Annotated in this window: 14 protein-coding genes; 11 read left to right on the forward strand and 3 right to left on the reverse strand. The window is 46.9% G+C overall.

Annotated elements, in window-relative coordinates:
* Positions 1-893: 893 nt before the first annotated feature.
* The 3 genes from rluC to Q1A08_RS09790 all read left to right on the forward strand — a co-directional run bounded on the left by rluC (position 894) and on the right by Q1A08_RS09790 (position 3,006).
* Complete coding sequence (rluC, locus tag Q1A08_RS09780) at positions 894-1,856, forward strand: 23S rRNA pseudouridine(955/2504/2580) synthase RluC (RefSeq protein WP_299772310.1); 963 nt, start codon at positions 894-896, stop codon at positions 1,854-1,856.
* A 97-nt stretch (positions 1,857-1,953) separates the two neighbouring features.
* Entirely contained in the window at positions 1,954-2,601 is a 648-nt protein-coding gene (locus Q1A08_RS09785) for an HAD-IA family hydrolase (protein ID WP_299772312.1), read from the forward strand.
* Between the two features lie 78 nt (positions 2,602-2,679).
* On the forward strand, positions 2,680-3,006 hold the full coding sequence (locus Q1A08_RS09790) for a hypothetical protein (protein WP_299772313.1): 327 nt from the start codon (positions 2,680-2,682) through the stop codon (positions 3,004-3,006).
* A gap of 111 nt (positions 3,007-3,117) precedes the next feature.
* Here Q1A08_RS09790 and Q1A08_RS09795 read toward each other — a convergent pair whose 3' ends face one another.
* Both Q1A08_RS09795 and Q1A08_RS09800 read right to left on the reverse strand, forming a co-directional pair.
* On the reverse strand, positions 3,118-6,264 hold the full coding sequence (locus Q1A08_RS09795) for an efflux RND transporter permease subunit (RefSeq protein ID WP_299772315.1): 3,147 nt from the start codon (positions 6,262-6,264) through the stop codon (positions 3,118-3,120).
* The gene (locus tag Q1A08_RS09800; RefSeq protein ID WP_299772317.1) at positions 6,261-7,406 is read right to left on the reverse strand and encodes an efflux RND transporter periplasmic adaptor subunit; all 1,146 of its coding nucleotides are present in this window, start codon (positions 7,404-7,406) and stop codon (positions 6,261-6,263) included. Before Q1A08_RS09800 ends, Q1A08_RS09795 begins: the two co-directional genes overlap by 4 nt.
* A 163-nt stretch (positions 7,407-7,569) precedes the next feature.
* Between Q1A08_RS09800 and Q1A08_RS09805 the strand changes: the two genes are divergently transcribed.
* Entirely contained in the window at positions 7,570-9,684 is a 2,115-nt protein-coding gene (locus Q1A08_RS09805; protein ID WP_299772319.1) for a winged helix-turn-helix domain-containing protein, read from the forward strand.
* A 5-nt stretch (positions 9,685-9,689) separates the two neighbouring features.
* Here the strand turns inward: Q1A08_RS09805 and Q1A08_RS09810 are convergent, their stop codons facing one another.
* Entirely contained in the window at positions 9,690-10,277 is a 588-nt protein-coding gene (locus tag Q1A08_RS09810) for a nucleoside triphosphate pyrophosphatase (protein WP_299772321.1), read from the reverse strand.
* Between the two features lie 154 nt (positions 10,278-10,431).
* On the opposite strand from Q1A08_RS09810, the gene Q1A08_RS09815 reads away from it, so the two are divergent.
* The 7 genes from Q1A08_RS09815 (at position 10,432) to fabF (ending at position 16,153) form a co-directional block, all read left to right on the forward strand.
* Positions 10,432-10,986 (forward strand): YceD family protein, encoded by a 555-nt coding sequence (locus tag Q1A08_RS09815; protein ID WP_299772323.1) that lies wholly within the window; start codon positions 10,432-10,434, stop codon positions 10,984-10,986.
* Between the two features lie 39 nt (positions 10,987-11,025).
* Positions 11,026-11,208, forward strand: coding sequence for a 50S ribosomal protein L32 (gene rpmF, locus Q1A08_RS09820; RefSeq protein ID WP_299772325.1), 183 nt, complete (start codon positions 11,026-11,028; stop codon positions 11,206-11,208).
* An 89-nt stretch (positions 11,209-11,297) separates the two neighbouring features.
* Complete coding sequence (gene plsX / locus Q1A08_RS09825; RefSeq protein ID WP_299772327.1) at positions 11,298-12,341, forward strand: phosphate acyltransferase PlsX; 1,044 nt, start codon at positions 11,298-11,300, stop codon at positions 12,339-12,341.
* Between the two features lie 85 nt (positions 12,342-12,426).
* Positions 12,427-13,359 (forward strand): ACP S-malonyltransferase, encoded by a 933-nt coding sequence (gene fabD / locus Q1A08_RS09830; protein ID WP_299772329.1) that lies wholly within the window; start codon positions 12,427-12,429, stop codon positions 13,357-13,359.
* 78 nt (positions 13,360-13,437) lie between these two features.
* A complete protein-coding gene (gene fabG / locus Q1A08_RS09835) occupies positions 13,438-14,181 on the forward strand; it encodes a 3-oxoacyl-ACP reductase FabG (RefSeq protein WP_299772331.1) in 744 nt (247 codons plus the stop codon).
* A 318-nt stretch (positions 14,182-14,499) separates the two neighbouring features.
* Positions 14,500-14,736 carry an acyl carrier protein gene (gene acpP / locus Q1A08_RS09840; RefSeq protein WP_166847095.1) on the forward strand — a complete coding sequence of 79 codons (237 nt, stop codon included), beginning with the start codon at positions 14,500-14,502 and terminating at the stop codon, positions 14,734-14,736.
* 178 nt (positions 14,737-14,914) lie between these two features.
* On the forward strand, positions 14,915-16,153 hold the full coding sequence (gene fabF / locus Q1A08_RS09845) for a beta-ketoacyl-ACP synthase II (RefSeq protein WP_299772338.1): 1,239 nt from the start codon (positions 14,915-14,917) through the stop codon (positions 16,151-16,153).
* Positions 16,154-16,162: the final 9 nt, after the last annotated feature.

Raw genomic sequence — 16,162 nt, forward strand, 5'->3', positions numbered from 1 at the left:
GTGTTCCTACCATTGCGGCACGGGCATTGGTAGAACTATGGACGAGGTTGTGCAAGGGGAATCAAAAGGCCCATTGGCCCTGTGATACACGCACTAATTACAAAGTTCAGTGCTTTGGTAGCAGCTCATAGCAAGCCTATGCCTGTTAGGGACGGTGCCTGTCTTGGCAGTGTGAGCCCCTTTAGCTATGACGGTATTAATTAACCGCTGCCCACCTCAAAGGTGGTGCTGCAACTTGTGCAATATCTAAACTTCTGCGCTGATGCCTAATAAAGTAGCAATCATACTGTTTATCAAGAACAAGCCGTTCTTTGTTTATTGGCTTGCTTGGCTTCTTATGTTGCCTGCTTTGTTAATGCAGTCATCAGCGTATAAAACTTCGTCAACAGATCTACTCAGCGCCACGCGCTGTTACTTCATTATCTATCCGCTGGAGCTAGCCGCAGCTATAACTCGGGGATAGGCCTTAAGACAATCTGCTTTTGCAGTTGTCACTGTTGAATCATTTGCAGTCGCCATTGGCTAACTGCGTGGCTCATATTTGAGAGCCTGTTTGGCGGTATTTTCTGGGAGGATCTGGCGCCAATCTATGCCTGTTATACCCGCTCGGGGGTAACTATCATCTTCAGTACAGCCCATACTTCGTCTTTCATAGGCTGTTGTGGATTTTAGGCTCCTCACTTATTAAAGGTAGCACTTCCACCAACAGGCGCGCCTGACTTGTCCGAAAACCAGCCCAAACTGCTTGGCGAGTATAGCGGCTCGCATCAAGGCCTGCAAATATAAGTGCCTTGGGCACAAGGCCTTGTAATCTGATAAGATGGCCCGCTTTTTGGTTGCAGGGGCGAATTGTCGTCCAAATGCCTAAATTTACGCATATAAAGGAAGGTAGAGTGGATTCCGCTGATATTGGCCGCAAGGTAGTGTTACTTGAAGTTGATGCCGATCAGGCGGGCCAGCGCGTAGATAACTTTTTGGCGGCACGCCTTAAAGGTGTCCCTCGCTCGCGTTTATATCGTTTGCTGCGAAAGGGTGAAGTGCGGGTTAATAAGAAACGCATCAAGCCTGAGTATAAGTTAGCGGCTCGAGATGTAGTTCGTATTCCGCCTGTGACGGTAAAAGAGCAGGCTCCGCAAGCCGCGGTGAGTCAGTCAATGGGGCGCTTGCTTGAAAACTCTATTTTGCTGGAACTGCCCGGTTTGTTGGTGATCAACAAACCGGCCGGCCTAGCGGTTCACGGCGGTAGTGGCGTAAACCTAGGCTTAATTGAATCACTAAGACAACTACGCCCCAATGACCGCTATTTAGAGTTGGTTCATCGCCTAGACCGAGACACCTCAGGCTGCATATTAATTGCGCGCAAGCGCAGTATGCTGCGTTATCTCCAGGAAGAGCTGCGCCAGCGTCGTAATATTCAGAAATACTACCAGGCATTGGTAATTGGGCAGTGGTCAAAACGTAAGCAGCATGTAGATGCTCCGTTATTACGGATAGAGGCGCCAGGTGGCAATCGCATCGTTAAGGTATCCCCTGAAGGTAAAGCCAGTAGAACAGAGTTTAAAGTTCTGCGTCGCTTCGACGGTTTTAGTTTGGTACAAGCTAAACCAGTAACCGGGCGGACTCACCAGATCAGAGTACATGCTCAATCTCAAGGGCATTCTTTATTGGGGGATGAAAAGTACGGTGACGATGAGCTCAATCAGCAGATGCGTAAGTTAGGCTTTAAGAGATTATTTCTGCATGCTGCCGCATTGCGCTTTACCTTGCCTGATGAAGAGCAACCGAGGCTTGTTGAGGCTCCGTTGTGGCCAGATTTAGCCGAGCCATTGGCAAAGCTCAAAGAGCTGCCGTTATAGTTATTATTCGCGCAAGTGAATCAATGACCAAAGTTGTTCATAGCTTTGGCGCAAAGATAGACCTATTTAGCTGAGCACATAAACAGGAACCCTTTAAATGCTGTGTATTTTCGATTGGGATGGGACGCTCAGTAATTCGGCCGATAAAATTGTGAGTTGCATGCAGCTAGCAGCAGATGATGCCAAGCTGCCAGAATTGCCAGGCTCAGAAGTACAGAAAATCATTGGCTTGGGTTTGCCCGAAGCTATTAGCACTTTGTACCCTGAAGGTAGTCAGTCCCAATGGGATACCATGCGTGAGATGTATTCCACGCACTATATCAAAGCCGATCAAATACCGGCGCCTTTGTTTGAAGGGGTTATTGATGGCTTAGAAAAGCTTAAAAGTGATGGTTTCACTTTAGCCGTTGCCACCGGCAAAAGTCGCCGAGGCTTAGATCGCGTTTTAGCTCGCTTAGAAATGGAAGATTACTTCCATGGCAGTCGCTGTGCCGATGAAACTCGTTCTAAGCCTCATCCTTTGATGTTGGAAGAGTTGTTAGGCGAGTTTGGTCGCCCAGCGGAACAAGCGGTAATGGTTGGGGACACCAGCTTTGATTTGGCAATGGCCGAGGCTATAGACATGCCCCGAATTGGAGTGAGCTATGGTGTGCATGAGGTGGATGTTTTACATCAACACAAGCCTGATTTAATCGCTGATCATTTTGACGAGGTTATTGAGTGGGTGTTGCAGGCTAACTCTTAGAGCGGCTGCTTTCTAATTAGTCTGTTAGCCTTTCCTGTGGCCTTGCCGCCTTAAACATAGAATTCACAGAGTATTTCCATGCAACTACTAATAAGCTGTCATGATGAAGAGCTACTAGAGCATAAATCCGATCTGGATGAGCAGCTGGAAGTTTGGGTAAAGGATCATGAACATTTCTCTGCCGTGCTCGACGAGCAGTCTTCGGCTTTGCAGGTGCAAGTTAAAAAAGCCGAGCAATTAAAACTACCTTTAAACTTCCTATACAAAATGGCCAAGCAGTACAAGCTAGAATTTGCGATAAGCCAGCTTGATGATAACAGTGGTGAGTGGGAAGAGGTTTGTTATTTTGGTCATGAAGAAGGTAGGCCGGATATCTTTGAAGTGGCTTGTTATGTGGGCTTGTAGTTCCTAGGCGGTGGTTCGCGCGTGTCGCTCTTCCTATTCTTTCTCTGGGTGTGAGAAGAGCAAGCGCTGTTTACGCCTGCCGCCTTAAGTTCGATACGATCCTATGATTTATTATGAGTTGGATTGCTGTTTTGTATTATTAAAAAACGGCAACGATAACAGTGCACTCATAAAACTGATGCCAAATACTGCGCTAAACAACATTCCCCCACATATTACTGCAGCCAGACCTCGATAAATTTCTGCACTGCTGGCGGGATTGATCATGAGTGGAAGCATGCCAAGAATACTGGTGCTGGCGCTCAAATAAATAGCCCGTTTACGTGTTAATACTGCACGCAATATAGCCTCCCTCTGTGTTTGACCTTGAAATGTGCCTTGCTGATACTGGCTGACCAGTAAAATTGCATTGTTGATAACTAGGCCCATTAAAATCACAAAGCCGATCATGGTAATGATATCCAGATTCTGTGGGACAAATAGACCCAGCAATTTTAGGTTCAACATACCGCCCAATGTGGCAAGTGGCATTGACAATAAAACGGCTAAGGCGAGTTTCCAAGATCCTAGCGTTAACTGCATTAGTACGGCTAAGAGGGCAATAGCGATCAAGAATATTGTGTTAAATTCCTGTAGAAAAATACCCAGTTGATCGGCGCTGCCTCGATAGTTTAGGTGCAGCTGGGGGTGTTTAGTCTCCATGTATTCCGTAGTATCGACTTTTAACTGCTCGATAAATTCACCCATTGGAGCATCGTCTGGCGGAGTTACACTAATAGAGCTAGCAACTTCACCGTTTGTTCGGAAGATCGAGTCGGGCACAGATTTGATTTTGACGCTGCTCAACTGTCGCAGTGGAATTAGCCCGTGATTATTGATATAGATCTCTGTGTCCAGTAGCTTTTCCAAGTAAGCGGCTTGTTTGGATTTTAAATAAAGAGGTAGAGTAGAAGACTCAACATAAAAATCGCCCAGATATATACCGCTGCTTAGTGCCAATAGCCGTTGATTGAGCTCGTCAGGGCTCAATCCTAAATGGATAAGCTGCTCCCGCTTGGCAGTAAACTCCACTTGGGTTGATCTATTTGTCAAAGGTGTAGCTTCCTCAATTCTTGCCTTGGGGTGCTTAGCCTTCAAGTGTTGAAGAAGTCCTAGTCCAGCTTTTTGTAACTGTGGCAAATCGGCGCCTTTGATGTCCAGTGAGGTGCTACGGTTATTGGGAAGCGCAAAGCGTAATAGACTGCCATGTACGGTAAATACATTTGCACCAATTAAGCCGTAGGTGATTTTGTTTTCTAGCCAATTTTTCAGTGCGCTAAAGTCTTGTTCGCCATTGGTATGGAAATACAGCTGGCAGCGACTAGGGAAACAAAATATTCCATAAGTTCGAATGCCTAGATCTTTGCCTTGCTGTAATTCATGCTCGATTCTATCGGATATCAGCTTGGCATATTCCTCTCGTACGGTGTCTTTCGATAGTGGCTCATTAAAGCGTATGAAGCTCGACACAGTGTTTTGTTTTGGATCAGGAAGAACATCGATAGGCGGGCGAATACCTATGATGACGGCAATAGCTATAGGTATGGCTAATGTGATTAAGACGACTGCGAGGGTTCGGTTGTATGCCGGCAGTGTAAGCAAGCTTGCGAGCCTTTGTTTTAAAGTAATTGCGCCTATTGTTTTTCTTGTTTGCTGCCGATTTATAGCCTGTGTCAGCGCATGGTTTTCGTTGGGGGTCGCCTCATGTTTCTCAGACAAGGCTTTTGATGCCGCAGCGGGCATAAAACGTTGATACAGAACAGGTAGTACCCATAAGGCGAAGATTGCAGAGGCGGCTAAGGCGGCAGATATAGTAAAGGCCAAATCTTGAAATAGTCGCCCCTCGACTGAGCTCATAAATAACATTGGCAAAAAAACAATAATGCTGGATAGCGTCGATGAGAATAAGGCCGCTCTTAGGCCTCGCATGGTGTTTGCGATGCTCGTGGTATTGCTGGGCGTTATTGAATGTTTGTTTTTATGGCGTGCTCGATTTAAAGCTTCGATAACAATAATGGCGGCATCCAGGATTAAGCCGATCGAGAGCGCAATGCCGGCTAGTGATATTACATTCAAGCTGTAGCCAGCAATGGACATCAGCAGGGCGACTATCGACAAGCAAACTGGGATGCTTAAAAATGTTAAGCCAACCGATATATGATCTTTCAAAAAGTAGTAAAGGACAGCGCAAGCCAGTATTACCCCAATAATTAAACTACCATAGACCAGCCGCAGTGCATTTGAAATGGCAAGTGAGTCATCACGACTAATGGCAATTTCGATGCCCCTAGATTTTAATGGGCCACTGTTGAGTTCGGCCATCGTTTGCTTGATATCTGTGATGGTTTCGATCGCATTTATGCCATCGCCTGGCTGGACGAAGAAATAGAGTGAACGTTTTCCTTCGCGAGCAAAGTAATCCCAAGGTGAGCTCAGCTCGGTTTGAATGGTGGCAATATCTCCAAGGCGTATTATGTGTTGCTCGTTTGCCGAGATTGGCACCTGGCTTAATTGTGCAAATGAAATCTGGCCTTTAAATTGAAGGTCGTACTCGCGTGCCCCGAATTGTAGCTTGCCGCCAGACTGATCGTTAAACCCGCGGAGCTTTTCGATAATGTCACGCTGTTCTAATGAATATTGTGAGAGGCGCTGTCGATCTAGCTCAATATTAATCCGCCGTTCAACGGGAGTGCCAACTACCGCGCCTGAAACGCCTTTTATCGAAGCAAAAGCAGGCTCAATATATTGTTTATAGGCATCGATTAGAGCATCCGGGTCGCTATGTGACTTGTTCCTGTGATAGACAAAAAAACTCGCCAGCGTAGCGCCAGCGCCATTGCTGAAGTCTCGAATAACTGGCTTGGCAACTTGGCTTGGCCAACTTGGAACTTGGCTGGATGCGGACAGTACATTTATATAGGCTTGGTTCATATCCGCAGCCGATTGAAACGTCAAGGTGGTGGTGGCCGCACCTGCTCTGATGTCGGAGCGCATCTCGCTCATTTGTGCAATGCCGTTTAATTGTTGCTCTAGTGGCGCAACCAAGCTTTGTTCTATCTGTGCGGCTGTTTTTCCGGGCCAGCGGCTAAATAGTTCTATTTGTGGTCGAGCAAGGTCCGGTAATAAACTGTTTGGTAGGCTAAAGCCTGCGAAAATACCGCCGGCAACAATGAGTAGGGTGCAGCTTAATATTAGGCTGGCTCGTTTCTGATGGCTCATGATTGTTCTCCTAACTCACTGACCTGTTGCTTTTCCTTTAGCCCTTGTTGACCTCTGGTGATGACTTTATCCCCAGCTCGTAGGGGTGATCGAACAATAAAATAGTCCTTGCTGGTCGATACGATATGAGGGTAAATCTTAGTGACGGTGTTATCGGGCTTCAGTTGCCATAGCTCATAGCTATTACCCGACAGCGTGATAGCGTCATAGGGCACTCGGCTGATGTCAGTGTGTTGTTGTTGAACATTTACCTTAACTCGCTGGCCAATTAACAAGTTGGGGTGCTGCTTGTGTAGCTCTAGGTATATTTGTAAGTTCTGTGTATTTCTGTCCGCAGTTTGGCTAAGTTCTCGTAAGAGTAAGTGATGATTCCTGTTTGTGTCTGACGCTAGAGCATTGCTAGATTCAGAGCTCAGTGAGAACTCTAGTCGGGTATCCAAGTGGTTCTGGTCAATAAGGTTCAGCTCTTTGGCAATATCTAAAGGTAGTTTGCACTCTAATCGTTTTTGATTGAGTGGTAGCAATTGGAATAGGCTTTGGCCTGGGTTTAGATGCTGGCCTGGTTCGGCATCGACCCTTAACAATTGGGCGCTAAATGGCGCGCGGTGCGTTAACCTCTCTATTCTTCGTTTTAGTGTTCGTTTTTTGTTCTTTAGGCTATCGAGTTCCAGCTTTGCGCGGGTTTGTTTAAGTGTAGCTTCGCTGAGTTGCGCCTTGCTGATCATCTCCTTGCGGTCCAAAACAGTTAATCGCTGCTGCTCGTTTCGGGCGTGGTCCAATTCAGCTTGGGCCAGTCGTTCATCTATTGCTAATTGTTTAAGCTCTTGGCTCAAGTAAAAATCATCTTGTGTGGCCACCACGTCGCCAGCTTTTAACTGTGTTCCAACCGGTAATATGTTTATTAGCTCTGAGTTACTGTGACTATTACCCTGAAAGAGCTGAGGGGTATCGACTACGCAATAGAGGGTTTTATTCAGGCTTGCTTGCCATGTTTCTACTTTGGCGGTTTTAACCTTGGGCCTCTCAAGGACTTGGGCGTTTAGCAAATTGCCTGCTGTGCATGTCCCTAATATAAATAAGGCCAACACTTTGCTCACTTGTTTTTTAGGTTTGAGGCTGTGATTCAACCGTTGCTGCTTCATTCGTCGTGTCCTGTTGCCGATATCTTTTACGATCGCCATATATGGCGGGAAGGCTGACTAAAGCAGGTCTATGGGGGGGAGGCTAATGAGTTTTTAGGATCTTCTGTAACCGTGGTGTAAAATAGCTAGTCACAAATAGTCATAACTGTAAGTTATTGAATTAATGGAAAATTCTGAAGCCTTAAAGCAAGATGTTGAGATCATAGAAATTGCTGACTGGAGCTTTAATCCCAGTCGCTGCGAGCTAGAGCGTGATGATAAGCTGCATAAATTAGAGCCTTTACTATGTGATTTTTTGCTGTACTTGGCCCAGAAGCCCGGGGAGCTAGCCTCGCGTGAAGAGTTGCTTGAGCATGTGTGGCAAGGGCGTGTGGTTTCAGATGACTCTTTGCGAAGGGCGGTTAAAAAGCTACGTTTAGCCTTAGGAGATGATGCTAAAAATCCTATTTACATCAAAACCAAACCTTTACAAGGCTATGTTTTAGTTGCCCCTGTTCGTACCATAAAACCCCGTTCAGACGATGGGCTGCTAAATCGTAAGCCTGCGTACGCTATTGTTCTGTTGCTTTTTCTAGCTGTCTTGATGACCTTGAGTTCAGAGTTTTTCAAACAAGAGCCTTCGGACAATTCAACGCTTGCTTCAGCTCCGGCAGTTGAGCGGCTTACATCTTTATCTGGTTCAGAGCTTGATGGTAGTTTTCATGCCGCAAGCCAGCGACTTTTGTTTTCGTCTCAGAGTCAGGATGGTGAGAGCAGTCATCTTTATGTAAAAGATCTAAGAAAAGATTTTGCTACCAAGATAAGTCATAGCGAAGGCAGTTTTTATCATGGCATTTTTTCTCCGGATGGCGAAAAAATAGCCTATAACTACAAGTCGAACTTGGCTGGGCCGTCGACTATCTATATCGCAGACTATGACGCTGATCGTGGATTAGTAAACCCTAAGCTTGCAGCGTTAGGGGATAATGCCCGCCGCTTAATCAGCTGGTCGGCCAACGGTTCAGCGATTTATTTTTTACATGAAGCAAGCCACTCAGAGCCTTGGGAAATCTTTCGCTATCGTATTGAGACTGCTGAGGTTGAGCAGATTACCTATTCAGCGAAACAAGGCTATGGGGCATTTTATGCGCAAGAATCTCTAGATGGGCGTTATTTAGCCATCCTTAAAAACATCGTCGGTCGTCGTTACGCCATGACGATTATGGATTTGCAAAATAACAGTCTCGTAGTAGAGCGGAATCTTAATTTCTTTGGGAATAAGGTTGTATGGTTGTCGAAGCCCAGCGCCATTGAATCAGGTGATGGTAGTAAGGCCGATTTAGTTATTGGTAGTTTTAAGGGTGAGCTGAGTTATTACAGTATCGCGAGCGACAGAATCTGGTCTCAGGCTGGGACCTTGCCAGGAATAAATGACGCTTTTTATGATTGTGGCCCACGCTGCTTTTTCATGCGCCAGCACAGTATGAATTATACCGATGTTAAAGAAGTCCCTAATCCATTTATCGAGCCTGTTACAAAGGTGATGTTGCTGCTCGAATCCGAGAAAGCCGAATTTCACCCGATGTATAGCCGCGACGGAAAGTCCATTTTCTACACACAAAAAGATGAAAAAACAGCGGCAATCATACGACATAGGCTTGCGGGTAGCGCTGAGCGCATATTGAACTTTAGCCCTCGTGAAGTGGTTCGCGAAATGGTGCAAAGCCCAGATCAGCGATGGCTGCTGGGTCGATTAGAAGATCGTTTGTTTATTCTCGATTTAGAAAGTTTAGAGTTCAGGTACATCAGTAGCGAGCTGGAAAAAGTAGGGCCGCCTTCTTGGAGCAGAGACTCTAAAAAGGTCTTTTATGCGCGCATAAATGGCGATAGTAGTGACCTGTACAGTTACGATATTGCTACTGAAGAAACTCGCTATCAGGAAGCGGGCCTCAGTTATCTAAGGCAGCTAGAAGATGGTCGAGAATTTCTGATCGATCAAGAGCTGAAGCTCCACTATCGCGACGAGCTGGAGGAACGACACTTTATCCATGGCTTCACCTACCTCAGTGGTAGCACATGGCAAGTACAGGGTGATTATGTGTACTTTAGCGAACCGGTTTATGGTCGCAGTTATTTGGTACAGTACGATTTAAAGACTAAGCAAAAGCGCAGGCAGCTACTTTCCAAAAGCACCGACTACTGGGAGTTTCATTTACACCCCGATGGCGATCGCCTATTGAAAACCCGCTTCCAAACCGCAGATAGTGATCTATTGAGGGTACAGTGGCCCAGCCCTTAGGGGCTTTACTCCATGTGAAGTGGATCCATGCCTTCTTGGCTCAGCATATCGATCAGTCGAATCAGAGGTAGGCCAATGAGACTGTTTGGGTCGTCCCCCTCAAGGCGTGAGAAAAGTGATATGCCCAAGCCTTCGGACTTAAAGCTGCCCGCACAATTGAAGGGTTCTTCTTTTTTAAGGTAATTGCTGATTTGCTGAAGGCTTAGTTGGCGAAAGTGAACCTTAAAACTAACGATATCGCATTGGTATTGCTCGCTTGTGCTATTTAAGAGGCATAAGCCGGTGATAAATTCCACGCAATGGCCGCTGAATTTACTGAGCTGTTTAGTGGCGTTTTCAAAGTCTCCAGGCTTGCCGATAATCTCTCCCTGAAAATGGGCTACTTGATCTGAGCCAATGATCAGGCTTTGGGGGTGGTTGTTAGCTAGTACTTTGGCTTTCTCAATGGCCAGGCGCTCTACTAGCTCGGCAGGACTTTCCTGTGGGAGAGGTGCCTCATCAATATCTGGGCTTGCTTGAGTGAAAGCTATGCCAAGCTTCTCCAATAACTGCGCTCGGTAGGGTGAGCTAGAGGCTAAAACAAGCTTGGGCATGGTAAATTCCTAAGGTTAAAAAGCGCTATTCTAACGAATCTTATAAAGGGTGCTGCAGTAAATCGAAATAAATCGCCCAATGCCCATAAAATCAGGGGTTTGGAGTGATTTTTCCTTTGACAGAAGGGCCCTGCATCCCTATTATGGCGCGCTTATGTTGAATGCCCCCTCCTCAAAGATTTTACCGAGGCAAGTAGATCCACGTAAATTTGCCCAGCAAGGCATTGATTTACAAGGAAATATACCCCTCGAGGCTCTGGATCGATTAGCGCAAATCGCCGTAGGCGACAATGCTGACATCGAGGTTGAGCTACACTTTGAGGTGGACGATCAGCGCCATCGCTTATTGCGTGGCCAGGTAAGTGCTAAATTGCAGCTAACTTGCGAACGTTGCATGGAGCCCTGTGATCAACATATTGAAGGCAGCTTAGCTTTGGGGGTTGTCTGGGATGAAGACCAGGCGAAAAATCTACCTAAAAGCATAGATGCTTGGATTGCCCCGGAAGGAGCATCCGATTTATACGAGGTGATCGAAGAAGAGATCTTGCTGTGTATACCCATGGCGGTCTATCACGATCATCAATGTGTCGACTTGGCTCATTACTCCGCAGGAGATAATGATGCTTCTGATGAAACAGCGGAAGCAGAAGCCGAGCGGCGAAATAACCCGTTTCAAGTTCTGGAGCAACTTAAGGGCTCGCCGAAATAACGAGGCGCCCCAGTTCCAGTAAATAGTTAAGGAGCTATCATGGCTGTTCAAAAAAGTAAAAAGACTCGTTCACGTCGCGGTATGCGTCGCTCTCACGATGCCCTAAATGGTCCAACTCTATCTGTTGATCCAACCAGCGGCGAGAAGCACCACCGTCACCACATCACTGCCGACGGTTTCTACCGTGGCCGTAAAGTGATCGATACTGGCTCCGAAGACTAATATTCTTCGACGCGCTTAGCGCTAGTCGTTGATATTCTGACGCCAGTCACTAGGATGTTTAACATCCTCATTATTAGGCGCTGAATAGATTGACTGATTCAATTCGATTAGCGGTTGACGCTATGGGCGGGGACTTAGGTCCCCGCGTTGCGTTAAACGCCGCTTACTCCTTGGCTAATCATCGTACTCTGGAATGCCAGCTGTATGGTCCGTTCGATATATTAGCCGAGCTAGCTCCCATCCCCCTCGATATTTCCCAAAGCCCCTGTGTGCATGAGTTGTCCAATGGCTCAAGAATGTACTTTTGTCACACTGATGAAGTGGTGACCATGGAAGACCGTCCTGGGCAGGCCTTGCGACATAAGCAAAACTCCTCAATGTGGCTGGCTGTTGACGCAGTGCGCACGGCAAAGGCTGATGCGGCGATTAGCGCTGGTAATACCGGTGCTTTGATGGCGATGGGACGGCATTTATTAAAAACCTTTGCAGGTGTAGATCGACCTGCGATCGCCAAATCTATCCCTACTGCCAAAGCCGATTGCTTAATGCTGGACCTGGGTGCCAGTGTAAAATGCGATAGTGAGCACCTGATTCACAACGCTCTGATGGGCTCAGTATTTATGGAGTCTGTAGCTGGGGTGGAGCGCCCGCGCGTGGCTCTGCTGAATATTGGCTCGGAAGATATCAAGGGAAATGAACAGATTCGATTGGCAGCTAGCAGCTTGCAGGCCAATGAAGCGCTTAATTTTATCGGCTACATCGAAGGTGATCAGATTTATCGCGGTGAAGCCGATGTGGTAGTTTGCGACGGTTTTGTGGGTAATGTGGCGTTAAAAGTCAGCGAAGGCGTGGCTCAACTGATGGTCGCAGAAATGCGGGAAGCTTTTTCAAGCAGTTGGTATGGTCGCCTAGTTGGCCGATTTGCCCGTCCTTTATTACGCAAATGGCAGCGTCAGTTTGATCCTGATCGTTATAATGGCGCCAGTTTTTTGGGCTTACAGGGGCCGCTGATTAAAAGTCATGGCGGAGCTGATGAATTAGCCTTTCGCTCTGCTTTAGAGTTAGCCTGCGAGCAGGTTAACAGTGAAGTTGCGCCGCGCATATGTCGGCGATTTGAGCAAGAACCATTTTAATTAGCCTTGAGTAATTGTGCTTCAGGGTTAACAGTTTTAGAAGTAACACAGAAAGAATATAAATAGTTAGCTAAAAGGTAGCGTTATGGTGCAATCCAATTTGGCCTTCGTATTTCCAGGGCAAGGTTCTCAAAAAATCGGTATGTTGGCAGATCTGGCCGCCGAATATCCTGTAGTACAAGAAACATTCGCTGAAGCCTCTGAGGTTTTGGGTTATGACTTGTGGGATTTGGTGCAAAATGGTGAGCAAGAAGCCATTAATATGACCGAGCGCACTCAGCCCTTATTGCTAACGGCAAGCGTTGCCTGCTGGCGTGTTTATTGTGCTAATCAAGAAGTTCGTCCGGCTCTAATGGCAGGTCATAGCTTGGGCGAATGGTCAGCTTTAGTTTGTGCGGAAGTCTTGGTATTGAAAGATGCTGTGCGTTTGGTGCAGCAGCGCGGCAAGTTTATGCAGGAAGCCGTCCCAGCGGGTGAAGGCGCTATGGCAGCTATTATCGGTTTGGATGATGAATCTATAAAAGAAGCCTGTGCTAGCGCCTCTGCTAATGGCGTTGCGTCGGCGGTAAACTTTAACTCTCCGGGCCAAGTAGTTATCGCGGGCAGTAAAGCTGCAATCGACAAGGCTATAGAATTGTGTAAAGAGGCGGGCGCTAAGCGCGCTATGCCCTTACCAGTGAGTGCACCTTTCCATACCGAGTTGATGAAGCCAGCTGCCGATCGTTTGGCGGAACAAATCGAAGCTACATCGTTCCAAGCACCGGCTACCCCAGTTGTGCATAACGTTCACGCACAGTCTGAAACGGATCCTGCCAAAATCAAAGCTCTAATGATCGAGCAGATTTACAGCCCTGTTTTATGGGTTGATTGTGTGAAGGCTATGAAAGACGCGGGTATCGAGCAGGCGGTGGAGTGTGGTCCGGGTAAGGTTTTGGCGGGTCTAGTGAAGCGTATCGACAAGAGTATCGCTGCCAAAGGTTTGGAAACTCCGGCTGATGTAGAAGCGCTGAACGCGTAAAAGAATAGATAATCTTGTAGTCATAGCTTTTGGCTGCGAGGCCTAACAAAATAGGAAGCAACTTTTTAGGAAGCAACTATGAGTATTGCAGGAAAAATCACCCTAGTAACAGGTGCAAGCCGTGGAATTGGTGCGGCTATTGCTGATGACTTAGGTACACAAGGTGCTGTTGTTATTGGAACCGCAACCAGCGAGGGTGGCGCCGAAAAGATTAGCGCGCGTTTGGCTGAAAAAGGGATTCAAGGTAAGGGCATGGTGCTGAATGTTACCGAAGCCGATTCCATTAGCGATTTGATAAAAGCCATTAATGATGAGTTTGGTGCAATCGAAATCTTGGTCAATAACGCTGGTATTACCAAAGATAACTTGCTCATGCGCATGGGTGAAGATGAGTGGTTTGATGTGATCAATACCAACTTGAGCGCCATCTATCGCTTAAGCAAGGCCTGCCTGCGTGGCATGATGAAGGCTCGCTGGGGTCGTATTATCAATGTTAGCTCTGTAGTGGGTTCTATGGGGAATGCGGGTCAGTCTAACTATGCCGCATCTAAAGCAGGTGTTGCCGGATTTGCACGCTCTTTGGCTAAAGAAATTGGCTCACGCGGTATTACCGTAAACACCGTTGCCCCTGGTTTTATCGATACTGATATGACCAAGGTGCTGGATGAGAACCAAAAAGAGCTGATGCTGTCTCAGATTGCATTGGGTCGTTTGGGCAAGCCTGAAGAAATTGCCGGTGTGGTAAGTTTCTTAGCGGGTGATGCGGGTGCTTATATTACCGGTGAAACCTTGCAGGTAAATGGCGGCATGTATATGGCCTAAATGCCCCGTGCAGCCGTCACATTTTGGCGTAAAATAACGCCCAAAGAATGCTTTAGACGGCTGCAATTGTTAGGGTTTTTAAGTCTAAGCTGTTGTTAATTAAGAGCATTTTTTAAAAATTCACAAAATTTAATAAGATCCGTTACAACTCGGCGTAAATCCATGTAAAATGCGCGCTCGTGTTGGCCGGAGCTTATATTTGAGCCGTGACCGAACAACCGTTATTTTGTTCGCTCTTGCATAGAAGCAGTTCAAAGTAATTTTAAAGTAATAGAGAGCGGCTAAACCGACGTAGACCACTAGGAGTTGAAAAACGTTATGAGCAGCATTGAAGAACGCGTAAAAAAAATCGTTGCTGAGCAACTGGGCGTTAAAGAAGAAGAAGTAAAAACTGAGGCGTCTTTTGTTGAGGATCTGGGTGCAGATTCTTTGGATACCGTAGAGCTGGTTATGGCGCTGGAAGAAGAGTTCGAGACCGAAATTCCAGACGAAGAAGCGGAAAAGATTACTACTGTTGAGCTTGCCATCAAGTACATCAACGAAAACTTGGCTTAATTTGAGTCATTCGTTGTTTGAGGCCTAGCCTAGAAAGCCGTTCTATGACTCATAGAGCGGCTTTTGTTGTTTATACACCATCACTTTTTGTCCCGATATAATAGCGGTACCAGAGTGAACTGGTGAGAGTGTGTTTGACAATAACAAGCGATGATTGAGCATCGCCGACGGAGGCAATATGTCCCGCAGACGAGTTGTGGTAACGGGTTTGGGTATGGTTTCACCGGTAGGTAATACGGTGACAGATACCTGGCAGAATATTTTGGCCGGTAAGAGCGGTGTAGGCATGATCGAGAAATTCGATGCCTCGGCTTTTACTACACGCTTTAGTGCGGCGGTTAAAGATCTTGAGGTGGGCGACTACATGCCTGTCAAAGACGCCCGCAAAATGGACCCCTTTATTCAATACGGTATGGTTGCTGGTATTCAGGCTATGGAAGATTCTGGCCTGCAGATAACTGATGAGAATGCACCTCGTATCGGTGCGGCCATCGGCTCGGGAATCGGTGGTATCGGTTCTATTGAAGATGGTGCCAAAACCATTGCTGAGCGCGGCCCTCGCCGAATTTCTCCATTCTTTGTTCCAGGTGCCATCATCAACATGATTTCAGGCAACCTATCTATCAGGTATGGTTTCCGTGGCCCTAACCTTGCCGTCGTAACCGCTTGTACGACTGGTACCCATTGTATCGGTTTGGCAGCCCGCTCAATTCAGTATGGCGAAGCTGATGCCATGATCGCCGGTGGCGCCGAAATGGCCACTAGCCCAGTTGGCTTGGGTGGTTTTGCCGCAGCACGTGCGCTTTCGACTCGCAATGACGATCCACAAGCGGCTAGTCGCCCTTGGGATAAAGACCGCGATGGTTTTGTATTAGGTGAGGGAGCCGGTGTAATGGTGCTTGAAGAGTATGAGCATGCTAAAGCACGTGGCGCAAAAATTTACGCTGAGCTGGTAGGCTTTGGTATGAGTGGTGATGCTTATCATATGACTTCACCGCCAGAAGATGGTGCTGGTGCTGCTTTGTCTATGCAGAACGCCATCAACGATGCCGCTATTGAAACCTCTGTCATTAACTATATTAATGCTCATGGTACTTCGACACCGGCAGGCGATGTCGCCGAATGTATCGCCGTTAAAAGCGTGATGGGTAATGATGTAGATCAGGTCGCAGTGAGCTCGACTAAGTCTATGATTGGTCACTTGTTAGGTGCAGCTGGTTCGGTAGAGGCCATATTGTCAGTATTGGCGATTAGAGATCAGGTTGCCCCACCCACCATTAATCTGGACAACCCAGATGAAGGCTGTGACATTAATCTTGTACCTCATACTGCCCAGGAGCGAGAGATCGATGCGGTCTTAAGTAACTCCTTTGGTTTTGGTGGTACTAACGGCTCGCTCATATTCCGCCGAGTTTAAATGGCATAA

It is taken from the genome of uncultured Pseudoteredinibacter sp., assembly GCF_947500695.1.
Lineage (GTDB): Bacteria > Pseudomonadota > Gammaproteobacteria > Pseudomonadales > Cellvibrionaceae > Pseudoteredinibacter.